The organism is Actinopolyspora sabaoui, assembly GCF_051225635.1.
In the GTDB taxonomy this organism is placed as follows: domain Bacteria; phylum Actinomycetota; class Actinomycetes; order Mycobacteriales; family Pseudonocardiaceae; genus Actinopolyspora.
In genome coordinates, this window is the sequence record NZ_JBMIHH010000006.1 from 63922 (window position 1) to 87764 (window position 23843).

The window sequence follows — 23843 nt, forward strand, 5'->3', positions numbered from 1 at the left end:
TACTGACCATTACGAGTGATGGTCGCCCGAAACAAGCCAAGGAGAGACGCAGTGCACCTGGTTCGTTACGTGGATCCCGGGACGGGCACGGCCCGCGTCGGCCGCCACGAAGGAGACCGCGTCACCCCCCTGCCCTCGGTGGAAAGCTTCGCGGAGCTGTTACGCCTGCCCGCGACCGAATTCCGCGAGTTCCTGGAGCGGAACAGCTCCGCCGACTCCACGCCCGAATCGGGCGCTCGGCTGCTTCCCCCCGTCGACGGCCGCACCGAGGTCTGGGCCAGCGGCGTGACCTACGAACGGTCCCGAGGTGCCCGCGTCGAGGAGAGCGACGCGGGCACCGTCTACCTGCACGTCTACGACGCGCCACGGCCCGAGCTGTTCTTCAAGGCACCGGCGTGGCGCGTGGTCACCGACGGCGATCCCGTCGCCATCCGCGCGGACTCACCCCTCAACGTGCCCGAGCCGGAACTGGCGCTGGTCATCAACAGCCACGGCGAGATCGTCGGCCTGACCGCGTGCAACGACATGAGCTCCCGCTCGCTGGAAGGGGAGAACCCGCTCTACCTGCCGCAGGCCAAGGTCTACAACGGCAGCTGCGGGCTCGGCTCCGGAATCCGACCGATCTGGCAGGTGGACGACCCCACCGACCTGCGCATCCGCATGACCGTGCGACGGGACGGAAGCGAGGTGTGGCGCGGTGAGACCTCCACCGCGAAGCTGCACCGGACCCCGCGGGAACTGGTGGACGCGCTGTTCGCCGAAACCGACTTCCCCGACGGCGCCGTGCTGGCCACCGGCACCGGAATCATCCCGGAACTCGACTTCACCCTGGCCCCGGACGATCTGATCGAGATCGAGATCGACGAGGTGGCGAGGTTGTCGAACCACGTCGTGCGGGGCCGGGAAACCATCTCCTGGTTCACCGAGTCCCCCGACCAGCCGAAAGCGAGGGCGTGATGACCACGGTCACCATCCCGGAGGAAACCGACCTCCCCGAACTCGAACGAACGCTCGACGCCGCGCGCGAGGCGGCCGGACCGCTCGCCGCGCTGCGCCCCTCCGAAAGAGCCGAGCTGCTCCGGGCAGCGGCGGACGCGCTGGACGCCGCGACCGAGGAGCTCGTCACGCTGGCCGAGAGCGAGACGGCGCTGCCGCGCCCCCGCCTGACCGGTGAGGTGGGAAGGTCCAGCGGCCAGCTCAGGATGTTCGCCGCGGAACTCGAGGACGGCGGGTACCTGGAACCCGTCATCGACACGGCGACCGAGAACGGCAGGCCCGACCTGCGGCGGATGCTCGTTCCGCTTGGACCGGTCCTGGTGTTCGGCGCGAGCAACTTCCCGTTCGCCTTCAGCGTTCCGGGCGGCGACACCGCCTCGGCGCTGGCGGTGGGATGTCCGGTAGTGGTCAAAGCGCACCCCGGACACCCGCGGCTGTCCGAACGGGTCGGTGAGCTCCTCGCCGGAGCCCTCCGCGCCTCCGGCGCCCCCGAAGGCACCCTCGCGGTGGTGCACGGGCAAGACGCCGGCCTGCGCGCGTTGACCGATCCGCGCGTCAAAGCGGCCACGTTCACCGGGTCGGAAAAGGGCGGAAAAGCACTGCTGGACGCGGCGAACTCCAGGCCCGACCCCATCCCCTTCTACGGCGAGCTGGGCAGCCTCAACCCTGCGTTCGTCACCCCCGCCGCGCTGCGCGCACGCGGCCCCGAGATCGTCGACGGGTACGTGGCGGCCTTCACGCTCGGCGCGGGACAGTTCTGCACCAAACCCGGTCTGCTGTTCCTGCCCTCGGGACACGGCGAACGGCAGCGCATCGTCGACGCGGTGCAGCGGTCGGCTCCCGCCGCGATGCTCAACGAGCGGATCAGGGACGCGCACGCCGCCGAACGCGACCGGTTGACCACCGTCCCCGGAATGCGGGTGCTGGCCACCGGCGAGCCGGCGGACGAGCGGGTACCCGCCACGCTGCTCGAAACCACCGTGCCGGAACTGCTGGCCAGTTCCGACGCCGCGCTCACCGAATGCTTCGGCCCCACCTCGATCGTGGTGACCTACGAGAACCTCGCGGAACTGCGGGAGGCCGCCGAGGCGTTCACGGGGAACCTCACCGCCACCCTCCACTGCGAGGCCGAACAACCGTCCGATCCGGACAACGAGGTGGTTCCTCCGCTGCTGGAGGTGCTGCGCGAACGGGTCGGCCGGGTGGTGTTCAACGGCTGGCCGACCGGGGTCGCGGTCACGGCGGCCATGCACCACGGGGGTCCCCACCCCGCCACCACCGGGTCGGTGCACACCTCCGTCGGCACCACGGCGCTGCGGCGATTCCTGCGCCCGGTGTGCTTCCAGTCCACTCCCCAACCGCTGCTTCCGGAAGAACTGGCGGACCACAACCCGCTCGGACTTCCCCGCCTGGTCAACGGTGAGCGGAGCACGTCCCCGGTCAGGAGGCCGTTATGAACTACGAGAACAACCGCAGCAGGAACTGGTTCGGCGAGAGCGGCAGGGGCGGTTTCCTCCACCGCTCCTGGATGCGGGCCCAGGGGTTCACCGACGAGGTCTTCGACGGACGTCCGGTCATCGGGATCTGCAACACCTTCTCGGAGTTCACCCCGTGCAACGCGCACCTGCGAAGGCTGGCCGAGAGCGTCAAGCAGGGAGTCTGGCAGGCGGGCGGATTTCCCGTCGAGTTCCCGACGATGTCGCTCGGCGAAACGCTGCTGCGCCCCACGGCCATGCTCTTCCGCAACCTGCTGTCGATGGACGTGGAGGAGTCGCTGCGCGGCAACCCCGTGGACGGGACGGTGCTGCTGACCGGGTGCGACAAGACGACCCCCGGTTCGATCATGGGAGCGGCCAGCGTGGATCTGCCCAGCCTGGTGGTCACGGGCGGCCCCATGCTCAACGGCAAGTTCCGCGGCTGCGACATCGGCTCGGGAACGGCCGTGTGGCAGTTCACGCAGGACGTCAACGCGGGCAGGATGAGCCAGCAGGACTACCTGGCCGCCGAGTCGGGCATGTCCCGGAGCAACGGGCACTGCATGACGATGGGCACCGCCTCCACAATGGCCTGCCTGACCGAGGCGATGGGCCTCTCGCTTCCCGGTTCCGCCGCGATTCCGGCCGTGGACTCCCGCCGTTACGCCACCGCGCAACGCGCCGGGCAGCGGATCGTCGAGATGGTCGGTGAGGACCTCCGGCTCAGCCGAGTCGTGACCGAACCCGCGATGCGCAACGCGGTGGTCGCCAACGCGGCGCTGGGCGGATCCACCAACGCCGTGGTCCACCTGCTCGCCATCGCGGGCAGGGTGGGACTCCCACTGACACTCGACGACCTGGACGCGATCAGCCGCGACGTGCCGTGGTTGGCGAACCTGCAGCCCTCGGGCGAGTACCTGATGGAGGACTTCTACTACGCGGGTGGGCTCCCCGCGGTCCTGGCCGAGCTGACCGATCTGCTGGACGAGCGGGCGATCACGGTCACCGGACGCGGGCTCGTCGAGGCGGCCTCCGGCGGGGAGCGGGTGCCCGGCACCGAAGTCATCCACCCCCGCGAGGAGCCGCTCGGCCTCGGCGCGGGGACCGCGGTGCTGCACGGCAACCTCGCCCCGAACGGGGCGGTCGTCAAGCAGTCCGCGGTCTCCCCCGCGCTGGCGAAGCACCGAGGCAGGGCACTGGTGTTCAGCAGCATCGAGGAGTACGACGCCGCCGTCGACGACCCCGAACTGGACGTGGACGCGGACACGGTGCTCGTGCTGCAGAACTCCGGGCCACGCGGCTACCCCGGAATGCCCGAGGTCGGCAACCTCACCATCCCCCGCAAACTCGCCGAGCAGGGCGTGGACGACATGGTGCGCATCTCCGACGCGCGCATGAGCGGAACCGCCTACGGAACCGTGATACTGCACGTCTGCCCCGAGTCCGCCGTGGGCGGACCGCTCGCGCTGGTGCGAACCGGTGACTGGATCGAACTCGACGTGGCATCCCGGCGACTGCACCTCGACGTACCCGACGAGGAACTCACTCGTCGGCGTTCCGAGTGGCACCCCACCCCGCGGCAGGAGGAGCGCGGCTGGGTGAAGCTCTACACCGAGCACGTCCTGCAGGCCGATCAGGGCTGTGATCTCGACTTCCTGGTCGGATCCAGCGGCTCGACGGTGGCGCGGCAGTCCCACTGACGACCCTGGGACGCACATCGTCCCGCGCGACGGCGCGCGATCCCCCTCGGCGGCTCGCGCGCCGCATCCCCCTCATCCCGTTCGAAACCGCTTCCGGCACCGCGCGCCGCCACCGGTTTCGAGGAAACCCGCACCGAGGAGCTTCCCGTGGAAACGACGACGGAGCCCGTCTACGGAGTCATCCCGCTGCTGGCGATAGCGGTCGCCGCGGTGGCCCTGCTGCTGTTACTGATCGTGCGGTTCAAACTGCACGCCTTCATCTCGCTGGTGCTGGTCAGTCTGCTCGTCGGACTGGCGACCCGGATACCTTTCGACGAACTGGTGGACACGCTGCTCACCGGGTTCGGCGACACGCTGGCGAACGTGGGACTGCTGGTCGGCCTGGGAGCCATGATCGGGCGACTGCTGGAGATCAGCGGCGGTGCACGGGTCCTCGCCGACACGTTGATCAATCGGTTCGGCCCGCGGCGGGCTCCGCTCGCCCTGGGACTGGCCGCCATACTGTTCGGCTTCCCCATCTTCTTCGACGCCGCCTTCGTGGTACTCCTCCCGATCGTTTTCAGCGTGGCACGACGGTTCGGCGGCTCGTTGCTGCTGTACGCCCTCCCCACGGCCGGGGGTTTCCTCGCGATGCACGCCCTGGTGCCACCGCACCCCGGTCCGGTGGCGGCCTCCGAGCTCCTCGGAGCCGATGTCGGCCTCGTGCTGCTGCTCGGTGTGCTCGTGGCCGTGCCCTCCTGGTACGTGGGCTCGTACGTCTTCTCCAAGTTCATCGGTCCCCGTATCAACGTGCCGGTACCGGTGCTGGGCGCTTCATCCGAAGTGGACCAGGACACGGCGGGTTCGGAGGAGACCGCTCCGCTCCCCCGGTTCGGCACCGTCCTCGCGGTGCTGCTGCTGCCACTGGCGATGATCTTCCTGCACACAGGGCTGGAAACACTTGGAACGGTGGGAGCGGTCGACTCGGACGCCACGTGGGTGCGTCCGCTGCTGCTGCTCGGGGAGACACCGATCGCACTACTGGCCACCGCGATCGTCAGCGTCGTCGTGTTCGGACGCGGACGATCCCGGACGAACGTGGAGCAGATCGTCAACGGAGCGCTCGGCCCGGTGTGCGCGATCATCCTCATCACCGGCGCCGGTGGGATGTTCGGAAGCGTGCTCCAGGCCAGCGGAATCGGCGACGCACTCGCTGAAACGCTCAACGCGGCCGGATTCCCCCTGATAGTGGCCGCGTTCGTGATCGCGACCGGGTTGCGCGTGGCACAGGGTTCGGCCACGGTGGCGCTGACCACCACGGGCGGACTTCTCGCGCCGACGGTCGCCGCCGTCGACGGGCTCTCCTCGCTGTACCTGGCGCTGCTCGTGCTGGCGATCGCGTGCGGCTCCATGGTGCTGTCGCACGTCAACGATTCCGGATTCTGGCTGGTGGGACGATTCCTCGGCCTCGATGTGAGCACCACGCTCAAGACGTGGACCGTGATGGCCACGCTGGTCGGCGGAACGGGTTTCCTGCTCGTGCTGCTCATCAGCGCGTTCGCCTGATCTCCTCCGCGACTCGTCGAGGCGCGTGGCCGGTGAGTCGGGGGCGTGATGCACCGGGATCGGTGCACCACGACGCACCGGGCGTGCATCGGACGAACCAGGGTCGGAGCCGGTTCTCGTGGGAAAGAAACGGCTCGTCGGGAAGGACCGACGTGGTGTAGTTCCTGCCCGAAGTCGTTCCTCCCGGGGCGGGAGCCCCGGGAGGTTCACCGATCCGAGCACTCGGACGATCGGGGCCGGTACGCGAAGAGCGGCCCGCGCGGCCGGGAGGTGGCTCCCGACCGCGCGGCGGGGTGGCTCACTGGGAGACCCGCACCCAGTCGATCAGGTAGCGGGCACTGCCCGAGGCGACCTTGTCCACGGTGGACTGCGGGAGGCCCGGGTAGGGCTGGGTGACCCCGTTGACGCCCTGCGGGTAGGAGCCGCCGAGCGCGAAGTTGAGGATCATGTACTGCGGGTCGTCGTAGACCCAGGTCCAGCCGTTCTGCTCGATCTCGGCCTTGGTGATGCGGTAGATCTGCCTGCCGTCGACGAAGAAGGTGAACCCGCCGTTCCACCAGTCGGCGCGGTAAGTGTGCCAGCCGCCCGGATCGCCGTTGGGGAAGGACTGGCTGGCGTTGACCGGGGTGTCGCCGTGGTACTCGGGGCCGTGCAGCGCGACGCTGGTCCACGGCTCGCCGACGTTCTCCATCACGTCGACCTCACCGTTGGTGGGCCAGGGCTCGCCCTCGTCGATCTTCGCGCCCAACGACCACCAGGCGGGCCACAGCCCGGACGCGTTGGCGTTCTCCGGCAGTTTGATGCGGGCCTCGTACCTGCCGTAGGTGAACTCGAAGCGGTCCTGCGTGCTCACCCGGCCGGAGATGAAGTCGTAGCTGCGGCCGTCGGGGGCCTGGTGGCCGGGCCGATAGCGGGGGTGCAGCGCGAGCGTACCGCCGCTCGCACCGGCGACGTTCTGGTCGATGTAGATGGTCTCCGGGGAGTCGACGTAGGCCTGCTGCTCGTTGTTGACCGTGCCGAAGTTCTCGCCGGTTTTGAGGACCTTCCACTTGGAACGGTCGAGGTTACTGCCCGAGAAGTCGTCGAAGAAGGTCACCGCAGACGTGCCCGCGGAGTCGGCCGGGCTGGCGGCGCCGGTGGCGCTGGTGGCGGATGCCGACAGCAGGGCGGTCAGCGCCAGGGCGGCGCCGCCGACGAGTTGCTTCCTTCGTCCACGCATCGAAACTCTCCTCGCTTGGGGTGACGGAGCGGGTGCACCCGAACAACGATGCTGGTGGGGAGAGGTTGAACGGTAAAGACGGTATCGATCAAGTAACACGAAGTTGCGCCGGAAGGCCGATCAGGAGGGGACGATCGGGCGTGTTCACGGGGTCGAGAACGAGCGAGTGTGAGAACTTGACGTTCTTTCCCCGAAGCGATGCCGGTACGGGATGGTCGGTTCGGGCCGGTATTCCCCTCCGGTGAACATGCGCCGTGTTCCAACCGTCACGCCAAAGCTCGTCCACTGTCGGCACGTGGACAGAAAGATCAACGATCCAGTTCGATCCTGTGCTCTCGCAGGTTGAACTCCTCGAAGTACTCCTTGTTGTTCTTCGCCGCGAGCATTCTGACGTGTCCGTCGTACTCCAGGAAGCCGGAGAAATACGCTCTCACGACATCCCCGTCGAACGAAGCGGCACAGGAAAACCTGTCACCCGGGGAAACGCAGTACAGGAGGTCTATGTCCTCGGCCACGTCTTCCATCTTGCACAGCAGGGAAGGCTCATCGCCGGTATACACGACCAAGACGTGACCAAAAGATCCCCAAGGCGTACCGCGGCATTTTTCCAGGAAACGGTCGTCCACGTCATCGGGATGACACAGCTTTTCATTCTCGACCACCCGCCAGTCGACATGACTTCCGGCCCACGAAAAGGAATTGAGGTAACTCTCGAAGCGCCCCGAAACTCTTTCGTCCAGGGCGATCACTTCGTGCTCTTGTATCCATTCTTTGATTTGCGGCCTGTCCAGATACATCGAAACCCCTCCGGAAAATCAGGAACACGAGAAAAGAAAACATTACCGGGTGGATCCAAGACAGGCGCACATCCACCGGGGTCACCCCCACGAAGCCGGGCGAACCCGACAGCGGGTCCGGTTCAACCGACTTCGGTGATCTCGACCCCAAAACTTTCCCATAGCTCGGAAACCAGTTTCCATCGCGCGTAGCGCACCAAGCCGCGCGCCCACCACCTTCCCTCGTCGAACTTGGGAAATACATCCGGAATCAGCAGTGGCCGAAAGCGGGCGTCGATGATCTCCACCCTGGTACGAAACACCACCATTCCCGAGAACTCCTGCAGCTCAGGGGTGTTCAAAGCAACCTCAATACTATCTCTTAATGTTCGATCGTTAAAGTAGTCCTCCCTATCGTAGGGATACCCCTTATCGCAGTCCGCAACGAAACGGTCCCATCGCCCCAGCAAGGCATCCGGCTCTAGATCCCGCCATTGCCCAGAGTCTCGGACAACCCCGATGAAGGCATCACGAAAGCTGCCAGAACTCCACGTCATCCAACCACCAACGACCCTTCCGAAAAATCATCTGTACGGATCCGTATCGGCAAGATACCGTGCGGTCGTCTTGAACCACGGCGAATCCCCTGGAAAATTACGCGGCATCCACGGCTCCCTACGCCGTCCCGAGACGACTTCCACCAAGAACTCCACCATCGACCCCTCGAAGACGCTCCACCGCGACACATCTCGATCACGAGACACTATCCACCATCGATCCGGCTCCTCTCTCGGCTCCATCCACCAGTAACAGACATCCACATCGATGGTGAAGGCCCAAGGCAGCAGATCGACCCGACCGGGTTCGAGTGTGTAACGCTCAGGAACCCTCTCCGCAGCGGAACGCAAATCATCCAACTGCTCTTCCCACCACTCCGAAGACTCCTCCTCCGGAGTAATCAGCTGCTCCAGCAATAGGTAATCTTCGAGTGTCCCGTCACCGTAAACCTCCATGAACTCCTTGTAGTCGTTCGGCAGCGCCACACCGAGTCGACGCTCGACATCTTCCCAAGGCCGCGGCGCGGGTTCCACCTCCGGCGGTGGAAGCAGCCGTTTGAGAAGATCAACATCCGGTGACATCGTATTCTCCGTACTGCTCACTGGAAGCTTTGTCCGCGACTCTATTTTATCTTGATTATGATCGATGGCTGCAACTTGGTTTGTAGTGAATTCCCCACCAGCCGTCGGCAGCAGCACTCAGTGCAATACGCTACATAGTTCAGGGATTTCGACACCTGCGGCCGGGAGACACCGGCAAAACGCTACGATCCCCTACTCGTATATCGAAGTAAAACAAGAGTGCCCCACAGGGGGCAATCCCGAAAAGAAATCTAAATCTGATTCACCAGAAAAAACAGACAGCAACAGTCGCGTCATACCACCTTTGTATTTATACCATTTATTCAGTTCGCCGTCGCACAACACAACATCCCAGTAATCGGGAGACAACTGTCTATCGATCCGCCAGAAGTAAGCATCGCCATCAGGAGTTCCAGCCCAAGGCAATAAGGTGTCCTCCGGAGCAGAAACCCACGACGGCAACGAAACCACATCTCTCAGCTCAATGAAAGACTCTCTTTTTTCTTTCCAGAACTCACTGATCCCGTCACTGTATTCCGCTTCGCAAGGAGACGCCACAAGGATATAATTATCGAAATCGCCTGGGCCATAAACTTCTATAAACCTTTTGTAGCCCCTGGGAAGAGGGAACCCCAAAGAGCTCTCGACCCTGTCCCAGTCCACATCAGGAAGATGGACATTTGACGGAGACACGAACCTCTTCAACTGCTCTATACAATTCAATGGAACCCCTCCAGTAAAAATGCCCTAATTAATCAAAACATTCACTGTTCGCGCGGCACCTTGATGATGCCTCTGTCCTCGTCCTCGGCGAGCCACTCGTTCGACTCGTGAAAATCGACAACATCGCGAAGCCTGTTCCGAACCTCCCCAGGAACGGACTTGACCGCCTCGTTGAACGCCTCCGCCGCCTCGGCAGGCAATCTGGCCACAATCACAAGAACGATTCCGCTACGATCATACGGGATCCGAGTGAGCTCCTCGGCCGCCCAAGCGACACCCTTCCCAAAGTCCGCGAGAGGAAAACGCTGTAGAGCAGCATACGCGCCTTCATAAGCGTCGTAGTCATCTTGGACCTTCAACGAAGAAACGATCGCAACAACCGCCTCCGGACCTTCATCACCGGTCACGGAGTCGGCCAGCTCCACGTAGCGATTCCAGCGACGCTCGGCTTCATCCTGCGGAACGGTCTCATCCTCATCCTGGACGATCTCACCGCACTCGACGAGCTCAACCTTCCAGTCCACAGACACCCCACACCAACTCCTCTCGTTATACCCTACGATCTCGGCAACCAAGAGCCCGAACATGAAGGGACTTGGTACTATCAGTACCGGATCTCGCCTATTTCGACCACCCCGGCTCTAAACACAGCTCCGCCGTCAAGCGGCCAAGCATGGCTAAAACCGTGTCTCACGTGGCGTGTTTTTGTAGTAGGTGAAGGCTGCGGCGAGGGTGAGAAAGGCGACGAAGTGGTTGGCTTTGCGTTCGTAGCGGGTGGTCAGTCGTCGGTAGCCGGACAGCCAGGCCAGGCTGCGTTCGACGACCCATCGGTGGCGGCCGAGCGTGTGGCTGGGTTCGATGCCGGTGCGGGCGATGCGTGGTGTGATTCCTCGCTGCCGAAGCCAGGCGCGCAGCTCGTCGTCGTAGACTCTGTCGGCGTGGAGCTTGACGGGTTTGCCTCGACGGGGTCCTCGTCGAGAGCGGATCTTCGGGATCGCGTCGGCCAGAGATTTCATCCCGTTGCTGTCATAGGTGTTGGCTGCCGAGACCGCCACCGCTAACGGAAGGCCGCTCTGATCAGCTAACAGGTGGATTGTCGAACCAGCTCTACGCCGGTCAACGGAGCTGGTTCCGGTCATCAATCCCCCTTTTTCGCGCGAATCGTGGCCGCATCAACCACCGCGTGAGCCCACTCGATCTCGCCCTGAGTACCGAGTTCGTCCAGCACCGCTTGGTGCACCCAGCGCCACAGTCCGGCCTGGAGTCCACTGCTGAAACCGGCGGTGTGCCGTGGGCACCGTGACACCGAACGACGGCGGCAGGTCGCGCCAGGCACATCCACTGGTCAGCACGTAGACAATCGCGGTCAACACCGCCCGATCATCCGTTCCGCGCCGTCCCACCACCCTGCGGCCGCGGCACGAACCCCGGAATCAACGGACGGATCAACTCCCCGACCACTCATCCGGCACCAACCGCTGCGAGAACCGATCCACCATCACCCACGATCATGCCACCCACGACAACGCCACGTGAGACGTGATCTAAACACCAAAACGAGATTCCGAAAACAAAAAATTTCGCCAATATTCGTAAGATTCGATCGCCGCATCGAAATATTCAGAAAAATTTTCCCAAAATCCCGTATCTTGCCAATCCGGCGGGGCCATAGTGACTGAACCATCCCAATTGATAGAGACCGTCCACGCCGAAGACAACGTGGAGTCAACTACCTTGAACAGCCTTGAATCAAACAATGGAGGAAATTCCCCACAATTAACCTCAATTCTAAATTTATTAGCCCCTCCTGTCAAAAATTCAGCCTCCAAAACTACATATTCTCGCCCTTCACGAAGTGCGCTTGCACCCCAGAGAGCACACGGCTCCTGCCCTTCCTGCCCAATAAATATTACCTTCATTTCGAGCTTCCTCTGCGATTCATGACAGCCTTGAAGTCATAGTCGTACATAACCTCACGTGTAACATGATTCATATAGTAGTGCACTTGGTAGTCGCCGTACGGACTTTGATGAGTACCAGTAGTATACTTCCCCCACTGCGAAGCTCCACCTCTATCCTCAAACCGACCCTGGAGCGCTTTATTTCCGATCTTCTGCCCAGGTATAACCTGCCGCGACTCTGCAATCGCATCGGAATTTAATCGACCATCGTCAGCAAAAGGAGATCTGGCCGACTCCCACCGCAAGTCTCGCGCAAGTTTCTCCCCTTGAAGTGCTCCGGAAACAAAACCGCAGTCGCTGTTGTGGACGAGTGTTTCGTCGTGGCCGTTGAGGGCGGCGTAGTAGGTGTGGGTGTTGTTGATGGTGAGGTTGTGGACGCGCTGCAGCGCGGTCCAGGTGCGGATGCTGGTGACCAGCCGCTGCTCACCCTCAGCGGTACGCACCCGATCCCCAGCCTGGAGATCGGCCGCGTCGACCCACTCGTCCCGGTTGGGCACCCAGAACGGGTGCTCACCCGTGGCCGTCACCGACTCCGTCGCGGAGCCTCGGTCACCATCGGTGTCGACGGTGACCTCCACCAAGTCCTTCTGGCCCTGGCCGGTGATGGTGGCCGTCACCCGCTCCGGCTCGGTCTCCCCCGTCTCCGGGTCGGTGGCCAACACCCGATCACCGAGCTCGACCTCCTCGATCGCCTTCCGCGACCCGTCGGCCAACACCACCTCAGTGCCCGGCACGAAACTATTCGGGCTACACCCACCAGCACCCGACGAACCGCCAGAGCCCGACGACCGTGCCGAACCACCACCGGGCACATCCGGCGTCGACCCCGGAAGGGACATGCCGCCACCACGCCGGAGACCACCCACAGCCCCCAACGCATCCGGCACGAACCCACCGGCATCCTCCCCAGACCCCGCCGAGGCGGCATCCGCGGCCAGCACACCCAGCTCGAGCGGATCCTGGCTATCCAGTCGATCCAACCTGTTCTGCACCTGGTCGGAGACCATGTTCGACGGCTCGGGCTTGGCGTGATGCGTCATCGCATCCTCACGCACCCGCTTACGCCGCGCCGCCAACCGGGCCGCCTCACGCGCCGCCGCCCTGGCCTGAGCGATCGCCGCCCGCGACGAAACCTCCACACCCGCCGAACCACCAGCGGAAACAGTCACACGCCCACCGACGTGCCCCACGGTCTTACCGAACCTGCCGCGTCCCCTACCGCGACCCCGACTCTTCGCCTTGCTCTTGGCCTTACCGCCCCCACGCTTGAACTTCCTACCGCTGGACGGCACGTCGTCAACGGCCTTACCGGCCTTCCGACTCTTGCGCCAGGTCTTGTAGCCCTTGTAGGCGGTCTTGACCCCCTTGGCGATCTTGCCGAACGGCGTGAAGTTCGCCGCCGTCCAGGCACACCCCGCCCAAGAGCCCTGAAAACACCGCTTGGCGTCGTTGTAGCCCGACACCTCCTTGACCACATCGACCACAGCACCCCAGAAGTAACCCCGCGGATCAACCCGCGTCAGCGGATTACCACCCGCATAGGCGTACCGGTTGGCGTCGGTCGTGCTGGTCGGATCCAAATTCGCCGAGTCGCGCGAGGTGAACGTGCCCGTGCCGGGCCGGTACCAGCGCGACCCCATGTTCACCTTGCCGCTGTCGGAATCGGTGAACTGCCCCTGATACCCCAGCGAGGGCTGTGAACCCTCCTGCCGGCTCACCTGCCCGAACGGCGAGTACGAGCGCCACCCCGACACCGAACCGTCACCCGGCGAGACCGTGCCCACCAGGTCGGTGTGCTGATTGGTCACCGCGATCCCGGCCGAACCACCACTGGAGACCCCGAGAGCCGCCCCCTCCGGCGTGTAGGAGTACTGGCTCTGCCCGTCCGAGGTCACCTTCAGCGAATCGCCCGCATAGGACAGTGAACGCGACCCGGACGAGACCAGCCGGTTCAGCGCGTCGTAGCCGTAGGACTTGCCGCCGTCCTCGGTCATCTCGCCGTAGGCGTTGAACCGCACGTCGGTGGTGGTTCCGCCCGCGCTCCGGGCGGTCACGGTGCCGCGCGCCGAGTACTCGAACTCGGTGCCGCCCCGCGAGAGCAGCCGGTTGCGTTCGTCGTAGGTGGCCGTCTCGCCGCCGGAGCCGACGAGGTTGCCCGCCGCGTCCCAGGAGTACTGGGTGACCTGGTCACCGTTGTCCCAGGAGGTGAGCCTGCCCGCCTTGTCGTAGGTGTAGTTCGAGGTCGTGGTGGCCGAGGCCGTCGAGTTCTGCTTGCTGATCAGCCGGTCGGCGACGTCGTAGTCGTAGGAGAGCTCCGTGCTGACCGAATCGTCGGCCCGGTGCACCGTGTCGGAGGAGAGCCTGCTGAGCTCGTCGTAGCCGTATTCGCGGTAGGTCCCCTGACTGCCGTACTCCACGCGGGCGCGGCGCCCGGCGTCGTCGTAGCCGTACGTGGCGGTTATGCCGGTGAGCGGGTCCACCGCCGTGGCCAGTCGTCCGGCCGCGTCGTAGCCGAACGACGCCTCACCCGCCGCCGTGGTGGTGGCGCTGATCCTGCCCTCGTCGTCGTAGCCGAAGGTGGAGTCACCGGAGGGGCCGCTGGCCGAGACCAGGTTGCCGCGGTCGTCGTAGCCGAAGGTGTTGGTCTTGCCGGACACCGTGGCCGAGGTCATCCGCCCGGCCTTGTCGTAGCCGAAGCTCCGGTCCGGGGTGGACGCCTCCGCGCCGGAGCCGCTCTCGCCGACGAGGTTGCCCAGCGCGTCGTAGGACTTGCTGACGGTAACCCCGCCCGGTTGGATCTCCCGCTTCACCCGTCCCAGCGCGTCGTAGGCGGTGGTGTAGGTGCGGTCGGCGGTGTCCGGGTGCTGTTGGGTGGCGGGCTCGATCGTGGACTCGGTCGTGTTCCACGAGTTGACGGTGTAGACGGTGTCGTTGCCGTTGCCGTCGGTGGCCCTGGTGACGTTGCCCGCCGCGTCGTAGCCGTAGCTGGTGGTGATCTCCTCGCCGTCGGCGACCGGGCGGGTGATCGAGCGCAGCCGGTTCAGCGGGTCGAACGAGCGGGTGGTGGTCACCCCGTGCGCGTCGGTGCTGCTGACCTGGTTGCCCGCCCGGTCGTAGCCGAAGCCGCGGCTGCGCACCTCGTTACCGGCGGCGTCCAGATCGGCCGTGCGCAGCAGCCTGCCCGCGAGGTCGTACTCGTAGGTGGTGGTCACCCCGGACGGTTCGGTGATCGAGACCGGCTTGCCCTGCGCGTTGTAGACCGACGTGGTGGTGTTGCCCGCCGGGTCGGTCATGCTCACCGGATTGCCGAGGTCGTCGTGCTCGTAGGTGGTGGTCAACCCGGTGGGCGTACTGACCGAGGCCGGGTTGCCCAGTGCGTCGTAGGTGTAGCGGGTGGTCAGGTTCCTGGTCGGTTCCGGCACGCGCTCCACCACGGTGGAGGTGATCTTCCTGCCGAGCTTGTCGTAGGTGTAGTGCTGTTCGGCGCCGGTCACATCGGTGACCGAGAGCCGCTCGCCCAGCGGGTCGTAGGTGGCGCGCCACACGCCGCCGGATTGCTCGCCCTCGCGTGCGGGATTGGTACGCCGCACCAGGTTGCCCAGTTCGTCGTAGCCGAACGTGGTGGTGTTGCCCAGCGCGTCGGTGCTCTTGACCACGCGTCCGGCGGCGTCGTAGCTCGTGGTGCTGGTGGCGGTGATCGGCTCACTCGCGCCCGGTGGGGTGTAGTCGGGCTTGGTGGTGCTCACCTGCCGCCCGGCCTTGTCGTAGGCGCTGGTGGTCACGTTGCCGTTCGGGCCGCGCTGCGCCACCGTTTCGCCGAAGGTGTTGTAGCCGTTGGTGACCACCGGCGAGACGGGTTCGGCCGGGTTTCCGCCGGATTCGGCCCGCACCTGGGGTTGCGTCACGGTGACGCGCCTGCCGAGTGCGTCGTAACCGTACTCGGTGGTGAACTCGGCCGCGTCGGCGCCCTGCGTGGTTCCCCTGGGGTCCACGGTGGACGTCACGAGCCCGCGCTGGTCGCGGTTGCTCCTCGACACCAGCGTTTTCCCGCCGGTGTGGACGGTGTTCGAGAGACGCCGCCCCATCGGGTCGTAGCTGCTCTCGGCGTGCCGGACGATCTCGCCCTGGGGGTTCCGGTCGATGACCTCGATCGGGTTGCCGACCGCGTCGTAGCTGGTCTCGGTGGAGCGCAGCACCTGCTCGCCCTCGTGGTCGGTGCTGCGCACCGGGCGCCCGGCGGGGTCGTACTCGGTGCTGGTGCTGTACTGCCCGTCGCCGCGGACCACCAGCGACTCGGAGCCGTTGCCCAGGTACTCGTAACTGCGCAGCAGCAGGTCACGGGTTTTCCCGGTTTCCGGGTCCTGATAGTCCAGCAGCCGCTCGGCCGCGAGCTGCCCGTCGTCGTAGTAGGTGCGGGTGGTGGTGCGGCCCATCGCGTCGGTGACGCTGGCCAGCCGACCCGCCGGGTCGTAGGCGCGGGACTCCAGCACCACGTCGTGCGGTTCGGAACCGTCACCGCTGAACCCGGTCACCGTCATGGTGGCCAGCTGGTGCCGGGCGGCGGTGTAGCTGTAGGTGTACTCGGTCCCGGCGGGAGTCACCCGGCGCACGACCTCGCCGAACTCGTCGTACTCGGTGCGGGTGACTCCGCCCTCGGGGCCGGTGACCTCCAGGCGGCGGCCCCGGTTGTCGTAGGTGTAGGAGGTGGTGCGGGCCGGGTCGTTGCCCAGCGCGTCGTCCACCGTGGTCTCGGCGATGCTGCCGTCACCGTTGTAGGTGTTGCGCACCCGACGCTGGTGAAGCTCGCCCGTGACGGCGTTCTCGGTCTCGGGCCCGACCTTCTCGACCAACCTGGAGGCCTGGTCGTAGTCGAAGGTGGTGGTCAGCCCGTCCGGCTCGCTGTCGGAGATCTGGGTCTCGGTGGTCTTGCGGCCGAGACCGTCGTAGTCGTACTCGGTGACCAGCCCGGCCGGGTCGGTGACACTGGCCAGGTCACCGGCGCTGGTGTAGGTGTAGCTGGTGGTGTTGCCCGCCGGGTCGGTCTCGGAGGCGAGTAGCCCGGGTGGCTGGGTGCCGCCGTCCGGTGCGGTTTCGTCGCCGGTGGTGTAGGTGTTGGTGGTGGTGCGCTGGGCACCGCCGGTCTCCCCCGGCTCCGAGGTGCTGGTGAGCTTGCCCGCGGCGTTGTAGGAGTAGGTGGTCAGGTAGGTGTCGTCGGTTTCGGAGCCCGAACGGGCGTCCCGGAACTCGGTGACCTTGCCGTTGCGTGGGTCCAGCGGGTCGTCGGGGTTGTGGTAGTAGGAGCGGTAGCTGGTGTAGCACTTCTCGGTGCCGTCGGTGCGGCACCGGGTGCGGGACAGCTGGTTGCCGCGTTCGTCGTTGGAGATCCTGGTGGTGTTCCCGTTGGCGTCGGTGATCCGGTTGACGAACCCGCCGGTGTCGTAGCCGTACACCTTGGTGGCGCCGTCCGAATTGGTCACCGAGATGGTCCGGCCACCGGCGTTGGGGTCGTAGGTGTAGGTGCGGACCCCGCCGTCCGGGCCGGTGATGTCCACGGCCGTGGCCGCGTTCCTGGCCGAGTAGTGGTCGGCCACGCTGGCGCTGTCCAGCGGCCGGTGGTAGAGCGCCACCTCGCCGATGGAGCCCTCGAAGTGGTTCCACACCTGGTCGGGCAGCGCGGGCCAGTCGTTGGAGTCGAGCTGGCCCACACCGATGAAGTCGTAGCGGTCCCGGTTGTCGACCTCCCCCGATTGCGATCCCACCATGTCGCCGTCCAGGTAGAGCCGCTGCGAATCGCCGGCGGCCGACAGCGCCACGTGGTGCCACTCGTCGTCGTTGACGGCCGAGTCGGTGACGATCCCGGAAACCTCGTTGTTCCAGAAGTGGCCGTGCAGCTTGCCGTCGGTGCCCACGTAGAGCACCGGCATCGCACCGCCCGGAGGGTCGGTGACACTCGGTGCTTGGTTACCGGTGGCGTAGAGCACCCCACCGGCCGAGCTGGAGGTCTTGAACCACATCTCCACGGACAGGCGGCTGCGGCCGCGCGCCTGGCTGTTGGGCAGCCGCACGTACGAGCTCTGCCCGTCGAAACCGACGGCTCCCGCGCCGCGCATCGGCGGGGAGACGCCCTTGTCCACACCGTGGTAGGTGGCGTCGGTCAACGCGTGCACCGATTCGGCGTGCGTGCTGCCCGCCGGATCACCCAGCGTCCAGAGGGTGTGGACGTTCTCCTCGCGCACGGCCGCCCGGTAGTCGGCCGCGTCGCCGCGCGCCGCGTAGTGCTCCTGGGCGTCGGAGGCCGAGACCCCGTAGGGATACAGCGCGACCTGACCGATCGAACCCTCGAAGTAGCCCCAGGTGCCCTCGGGTTTGGCGGGCCAGTTCAGGCCGTTGAGCAGCCCGGTTCCGACGTAGCCGTAGGGGTCGACGTTCTGCAGTTCGCCCTGCAGGGTCTGCACGGCACTGCCGTCCAGGTACAGCGTCTGCTGCTCGGGCTTGCCGGACAACATCACGTGGTGCCACTGGCCGTCGTTGACCTGGTTCGCCGAGACCGCACCCTCAGTCTTGGCGTTCCAGAAGTGGCCGTGCAGCTTGCCGTCGGTGCCCACGTAGAGCACCGGCATGGCGCCGCCGGTGGGGTTCTCGTCGTCCGGGCGATTGTTGGCCGTGGAGTACAGCACACCGCCGTCGGTGCTGGAGGTCTTGAACCACAGTTCGACCGCCAGCCGTTTCCTGCCGGTCAGCGTGTCGTCCGGCAGCTGAACGTAGGAGCTCTGCCCGTCGAAGGAACGCGCCGCGGTGTCCGGGAACGGGCCGGAGGTGCGCGAGACCGAGTGGTACTCGGCACGCCGCAGTGCTGGATCGCTGCGCGCGGTGGTGCCCTCGTTCTCCCGCAGTGGCCAGTGGGCGTTCGGGCGCGAGCCGCTCACGGCCTCGCCGTAGCGGAACCCGTCGCCCTCGGTGGTTGACTCGCCGACCTGCCAGGTGCCGCCGTCCGAGTCGGTGTAACTGGTCACCCTGGCGGTCGCCGGGTCGTAGGAGATCTCGGCCGCGTACGCCCCACCCGCGCGTTTGATGGAGGTCAGCTGCTCGGTGGCGGTGCGGGCCGCGTAGTGCTCGGCGGCGACGGTCCGGCCCAGCGGCTGGTGATACATCGCTACCTCGGCGATGTCGCCGTCGAAGTAGTCCCACGTCGCATTCGGGGCGGCGGGCCAGTCGCGGGAGTTGAACCAGCCCGCGCCGACGTGGTTGAGCGGGTCGACATTGTCGATCTCGCCGCTCTGACTGCCCACGGTCTGCCCGTCGAGGAACAACGTCTGGGTGTCGCGGGCACCGGAGAGCACCACGTGGTGCCACTCGCCGTCGTTGACGGCGGAACCGCTGGCGATGCCGGCCGTCTTGTTGTTCCAGAAGTGGCCGTGCAGCTTGCCGTCGGTGCCCACGTAGAGCGCGGGCATGGCGGCGTCGCTCGGGTTCGCGGTGCCCGGCCGGTCGTAGCCGGTGGAGAACAGCATCTCACCGCTGGAACTGCTGGTCTTGAACCACATCTCCACGGCGAGGTACTGCGAGTTGCGCACCATGTCGTCGGGCAGCTGGACGTAGCTGGACGAGCCGTCGAAACCGGCCGCGGTGGTGGAGCTGCCCGCGATCGGGCCGGGCCTGCCGTGGGTGAGGTTGTGGGAGGTGGCTTCCTTGGACTCCCAGTAGCCGGGCACCTCGCTGGTCACGGCGGTGCCGGACTGTTCGGACAGTCGCCAGTAGGCGCGCGGGTTGGCGTCGAGCGTGACCGCGCGGTAGTGCGAGCTGTCGGTGTAGGTGTAGTTGTCACAGGCCCCGGTGGGGTCGCAGACCCTGGTGAGCCGGTCGCCGTCGTAGTGGTAGTACCAGGTCAGCACGGGATCCGGGGCGGTGCTGATCTCGGTGACGTGCCCGTCGGAGAAGGTCAGGTGCAGCGAACGACCCGAGGTGGCGTCGGTGACCGTGGCGAGGTTGCCCGAGCCGTCGTAGGAGAGGTGCTGCTCGCGCCCCTGCGCGTCGACGATCCTGGTCAGCCGCCCACCGGAGTCGAATTCGTAGCGTTGGCCGCCCTGGGTGCGCAGCGTCCAACCGTCCGATTCGGTGCGCACCAGCGTGGCGGTGCGGCCGGAGGGGGTGGCGTAGCTGCCGTCGGGATTCCGCCCGTAGCGGGCCTGCTGCCCGCTGGCGTAGGTGACCACGACGTTGCCGGAACCGTCGTCGTCGGGCACCACCCGCGCGTCCCACTTGGTCGACCAGCCGGAGCCGAAGACCGGGTTCCGCCTGGGGTCGAGGCTGTTGTAGGAGCGCGCCACTGACAGTTCCGGCCCCACGGCGGCGATCTCGGCGTCGGTCTCGACCTCGGCGAAGTTGCCTACCCCGGGGTCGACGCGCCCGCCGACCTCGTCACCGGAGGAGAGGTGGCTGGTCACCGGCGGCTGCGGCACCTTGGTGGTCAGGTGGGAGCCCTGCGTCCAGGGGCTGGCGATCCGCATATCGCCGATCTGGCCGTACCAGACGTAGTTCTCGCCCCAGGTGAGCTCGCCTTCCGGCACCGACCAGACCGGGGAGTCCACCCAGCCGGAGTTGAAGCAGTCCTCACCCGGCGCGGAGCAGACCTTGAAGCGGTAGTTGATGCCCTCGCCCGGGTAGGCGTCCTGATCGTGGCCGGTCAGCGCGAGCGTGGGGGTCAGCACCGAGGCGTTGTAGTCACTGGGCGGCGACATGGAGTCCACGGCGGGCGGCTGGTTGGGCACGGTGAACGCCACCGACGCCGACATCGGCGCCCCGGTCGAGGAGAACCGGCTGGTGCCGTAGTGGTCCATGTCCCAGCGCAGCGAGTACTCACCCGGCGGCAGTTTCTCGACGCGGGCGTCGAGGGTGACCGTCTGTCCGGGAGCGACGTCGTGCGGCATGTCCGTCCACGCCGTGGAGGTGCGCGGCAGCTCGTTGCCCTCGGCGTCCCAGAGCCGGTAACCCAGCTTGTAGTCGTTGTCCGGGGTCCAGGTGTCGCGCCCGCGGTTGGTCACCGTGACGCTCATGCGGCCGTCGTCGCTGGTGGTGACGACCGGGCTCATGCCGCCGAGCTCGTAGTCGGCCCAGTACGGCGTGTAGGTGACCTCCAGGTAGGGCGGGTTGGCCGAGGCCGCGCTGGCGAACTTCTTCCAGCCCTTGGAGTCGGTCTCCGACGCCCGCAGCGCCAGGCCGTGGTTGGGCTCGCCGTGGGTCCAGCCGTGCACCAGATCGCGCCCGGCGTTGCCCAGCGGGATGTCCACCCACTGCGACCCGCAGCTGTCGTTGTAGCCGTGGGCGAAGCTCTTGCGGGCGATCTCCGCGCCGGTGGCCGGGCCGGGATAGCTCTTGCTGCCCTGCACCGACCAGGGCTGGGTGACCTCGTGCACCCGCACCGGCCTGGGATCGCAGGAGTAGGACCAGGTCTCGAACATCCGCAACCTGGCACCGAGGACGTAGTTGCCCGCCAGCTCGGAGCTGATCGAGTCGAACTTCAGGAAGGCCGCGGCCTTGTTGCCACCGCCGTTGTAGGTGCCCACGCTCATGTTGGGCTCGCCCGAGTAGTCGCTGTCGTAGGGCGACTGCACGTAGGTGGTGCCGTCGGTGTCCTTGCCGACCACGCTCGGGTCGACCTTGACCGGGAAGACCCGCTCCGGGTCCGCGAGCCACTCCTCGTCCACCGAGACCCGCAGCACGGGCTGCTCGGCGTCACCGACGATCTCGTACTTCACACCGTCGGAACGCACGCCCTCACCGGAGCGGGGGTGGACGTTGGAGTCCACCATGTAGCCCGGTGGGATGACGTGGCGGACCTCACCACCCTCGGAGTCCTTGAGCAGCACCGAGCCCTCGTGCAGCTCCGGCGTGAGGTCACCGATGTTCATCGGGAAGTCCCACACGGTCGGCGCGTCGGCCGACTTCAGCCGGATGGTCTCCTTGATGCCGACCGCGGTGGCCTGCAGGTTGAGGTCGGCCTGCGGCCGGATTCCCGGGTAGGTGACCGAGCTGCCGGAGACCTTCGCGGTGACGTCGGCGGCGTCGGCGACCCGGAAGCCCAGTGATCTGCCGTCGGCGAGTTCGATCGAGGCGATCTCGGAGGTGTTCGCCGCGTCGGCGAAGTTCTTGGTCCGCGAGTCGGTGGTGGTCTTCCAGACGCCGCCGTCCTGTTCCAGGGTCAGGTCGACCGGCTGGAGACCGCCGTCGGCGGTCTCAGCGAACTTCTGGCTCTGGTAGACGCGCAGCGTCCTGGTGCCGTCGGCGTTGGCGAAGGTCTGGCTCTGGCTGGAGCGCTCACTCTTGAGCTCACGGCTGCTGCTGGGGTCGAACCCTTGAGTGGTGGCGTCCGGTTCGGAGCCGATGCTTACCTTCGCCTTCTCCGGTAACTGCTGCGGTAGCTCCGGTGCGGGCGGCCGTTCGTCGGAGGGCAGCCCATCGGCGGGCGGCGCGTTGTGCGGCTTCCCCCCGGAGTCGTCCTCGGCCGAGGTGTCCTCCGTGGACGCCTCGTGGGAGCGGCCTGCCGCACTGCCCTGCTCCTGTTGCGGGATCTCGCCCTGCGTGGCGGCCTGCGCCTGCAACTGCGGGGCGTTGATCAGACCCATGACCACTGCCAACGCGAGCAGCAGCGATCCGGGTCTCGCGGGACGCAGCGTGTTGCCACGGCGCGCGTCGTAGCTCATCAGAAGTTCCTCACCAGCCGTGAGCCGCGACCCGCCTCACCGCGACAGCGGAGAGCCGACCACGACCCGAGTGGAACCGAGCGGAGCACCGACCACGCCGGAGCGACGGAACGCGGTGTGACCACACCGGACCCGTACCCGTTCGATTCCGAACTGCACGTACCGGCGTCACGCGGCGGAACCGGCAATCCGGCCCCGGCCGTCGAAACGCCCGGCGGAACTTAGCCGTGAAACTGACGTGAATTGAAGAGGGTATATCTCTTCGTGATCTTTTCGTGCGGATCAACCGGTTCGCGCGGTGTTCGTTTTCACAATTTTCGAAATGGACAAAAAATCGTTTGACAATTAAAATACACGCGCAGCGGGTTCGATCACTCACCGTGAAAACACTCTTCGTTTCGAAGACGTGATTCATGAATGTTCGGTTGCATCACCGAGCGCGAAAAAGAATCCGTCGGGAAAACGGCGTGCTCTCCGTTCGTTCCGGGGGACGACGTCTGTCGCCGAATGACGAACCGCCCCGACGTCGAGGGCCGTGGCCCGCCCCGGAGGATGGACACATGACCGACAGCACGCGCGAGGGCGGGAACTACCGGCGACTGGCGCCGGGCCAACGCACCGTGGTGTGGCTCGCCGCCCCGGACTCCCCGGAACCTCGGAAACTGTTCGAGACCGCCGAGATCCTGCTCGAAGCACCCAACTGGACCCCGGACGACAGCGCGCTGCTGCTCAACGGGAACGGAGCGCTGTGGCGGCTGGACGTCGAGCGCCCCGACGACGTGGAACGGATCCCGCTGACCGGGGTGCCGGACATCAACAACGATCACGTGCCCTCGCCGGACGGTCGGACCGTTTACGTCACGGCCAAGGACGGGCACATCTACGCCGCCCCGCTCACCGGAGGCGCGGCCACCCGGCTGACCGAGAACGACGGGTGGCGGCACTACCTGCACGGAGTCAGTCCGGACGGGGAGAGCCTCGCGTGCGTGCTGCTGCCGAGCAGCGGAGACGGCACGGCCGGGGAGCTGGCGGTGCTGCCCGCCGCGGGTGGCCCGGTGCGGCTGCTGGAAACCGGGCCGGGACACCTCGACGGGCCGGAGTACTCGCCCGACGGCGATTGGATCGTGTTCAACGACGAGTCGTTCGGCGAGCAGCCCGGCCACGCGCAGCTGGCACGTATCCCCGCCGAAGGGGGAACACCTCGCCGGCTGGTCAGCTCGGCCACCGTGGACTGGTTCCCGCACGTCTCCCCCGACGGCAGGTACGCGAACTACCTGTCCTATCCGGCCGGAACCCTCGGGCACCCGCCCGACACCGAGGTCGCGATCCACGTGGTCTCCACCGCGGACTGGCAGACCCCGATCCGCACCTTCCCGCTGTTCGGCGGGCAGGGCACCAGCAACGTGGGCAACTGGGCTCCCGACAGCGGTCGGTTCGCGTTCGTCTCCTACTGAGTTCGGCTCGGTCCGCGCGGACGGCCCGACAATTTCGCGGAGAAATTCACACCGTCGCCGCACTGGGAGTACCGGCGGAACACCACGTCCGAGCGTACCGGGACCGGCACGAGCGACGGCAGGTGAGCGCGGGATGATGGCGGCGTCCCAGTTGC

The 23843-nt window shown here is 66.3% G+C and carries 13 protein-coding genes and 1 pseudogene; 5 read left to right on the plus strand and 9 right to left on the minus strand.

From position 1 onward, the window contains the following. Positions 1–51: 51 nt before the first annotated feature. The 4 genes from ACOQFL_RS12735 to ACOQFL_RS12750 all read left to right on the plus strand — a co-directional run bounded on the left by ACOQFL_RS12735 (position 52) and on the right by ACOQFL_RS12750 (position 5716). A complete protein-coding gene (locus ACOQFL_RS12735) occupies positions 52–957 on the plus strand; it encodes a fumarylacetoacetate hydrolase family protein (RefSeq protein ID WP_435544358.1) in 906 nt (301 codons plus the stop codon). After that, a complete protein-coding gene (locus tag ACOQFL_RS12740) occupies positions 957–2453 on the plus strand; it encodes an aldehyde dehydrogenase (NADP(+)) (RefSeq protein WP_435544359.1) in 1497 nt (498 codons plus the stop codon). The genes ACOQFL_RS12735 and ACOQFL_RS12740 overlap by 1 nt, the downstream gene beginning before the upstream one ends. Continuing rightward, positions 2450–4171, plus strand: coding sequence for an IlvD/Edd family dehydratase (locus ACOQFL_RS12745; protein ID WP_435544360.1), 1722 nt, complete (start codon positions 2450–2452; stop codon positions 4169–4171). Before ACOQFL_RS12740 ends, ACOQFL_RS12745 begins: the two co-directional genes overlap by 4 nt. 147 nt (positions 4172–4318) lie before the next feature. Continuing rightward, positions 4319–5716 (plus strand): GntP family permease, encoded by a 1398-nt coding sequence (locus ACOQFL_RS12750; protein WP_435544361.1) that lies wholly within the window; start codon positions 4319–4321, stop codon positions 5714–5716. A 298-nt stretch (positions 5717–6014) separates the two neighbouring features. Here ACOQFL_RS12750 and ACOQFL_RS12755 read toward each other — a convergent pair whose 3' ends face one another. The 9 genes and pseudogenes from ACOQFL_RS12755 to ACOQFL_RS12795 form a co-directional block, all read right to left on the minus strand. Then, positions 6015–6935 (minus strand): glycoside hydrolase family 16 protein, encoded by a 921-nt coding sequence (locus tag ACOQFL_RS12755; protein WP_435544362.1) that lies wholly within the window; start codon positions 6933–6935, stop codon positions 6015–6017. Between the two features lie 308 nt (positions 6936–7243). Beyond that, on the minus strand, positions 7244–7732 hold the full coding sequence (locus ACOQFL_RS12760) for a hypothetical protein (RefSeq protein ID WP_435544363.1): 489 nt from the start codon (positions 7730–7732) through the stop codon (positions 7244–7246). Between the two features lie 122 nt (positions 7733–7854). Beyond that, entirely contained in the window at positions 7855–8073 is a 219-nt protein-coding gene (locus ACOQFL_RS12765; protein ID WP_435544364.1) for a hypothetical protein, read from the minus strand. 222 nt (positions 8074–8295) lie between these two features. Further along, the gene (locus ACOQFL_RS12770; protein ID WP_435544365.1) at positions 8296–8871 is read right to left on the minus strand and encodes an SMI1/KNR4 family protein; all 576 of its coding nucleotides are present in this window, start codon (positions 8869–8871) and stop codon (positions 8296–8298) included. 171 nt (positions 8872–9042) lie between these two features. Further along, positions 9043–9513, minus strand: coding sequence for an SMI1/KNR4 family protein (locus ACOQFL_RS12775; protein WP_435544366.1), 471 nt, complete (start codon positions 9511–9513; stop codon positions 9043–9045). A gap of 101 nt (positions 9514–9614) precedes the next feature. Next, on the minus strand, positions 9615–10160 hold the full coding sequence (locus tag ACOQFL_RS12780; protein WP_435544367.1) for a hypothetical protein: 546 nt from the start codon (positions 10158–10160) through the stop codon (positions 9615–9617). 90 nt (positions 10161–10250) lie between these two features. Beyond that, positions 10251–11072, minus strand: a pseudogene (locus tag ACOQFL_RS12785) (IS5 family transposase). Positions 11073–11117: 45 nt separating this feature from the next. Then, on the minus strand, positions 11118–11492 hold the full coding sequence (locus ACOQFL_RS12790) for a hypothetical protein (protein ID WP_435544368.1): 375 nt from the start codon (positions 11490–11492) through the stop codon (positions 11118–11120). Then, complete coding sequence (locus ACOQFL_RS12795; RefSeq protein ID WP_435544369.1) at positions 11489–22234, minus strand: LamG-like jellyroll fold domain-containing protein; 10746 nt, start codon at positions 22232–22234, stop codon at positions 11489–11491. The genes ACOQFL_RS12790 and ACOQFL_RS12795 overlap by 4 nt, the downstream gene beginning before the upstream one ends. A gap of 560 nt (positions 22235–22794) precedes the next feature. Here ACOQFL_RS12795 and ACOQFL_RS12800 point away from each other — a divergent pair. Then, positions 22795–23688 carry a TolB family protein gene (locus tag ACOQFL_RS12800; protein WP_435544370.1) on the plus strand — a complete coding sequence of 298 codons (894 nt, stop codon included), beginning with the start codon at positions 22795–22797 and terminating at the stop codon, positions 23686–23688. Positions 23689–23843: the final 155 nt, after the last annotated feature.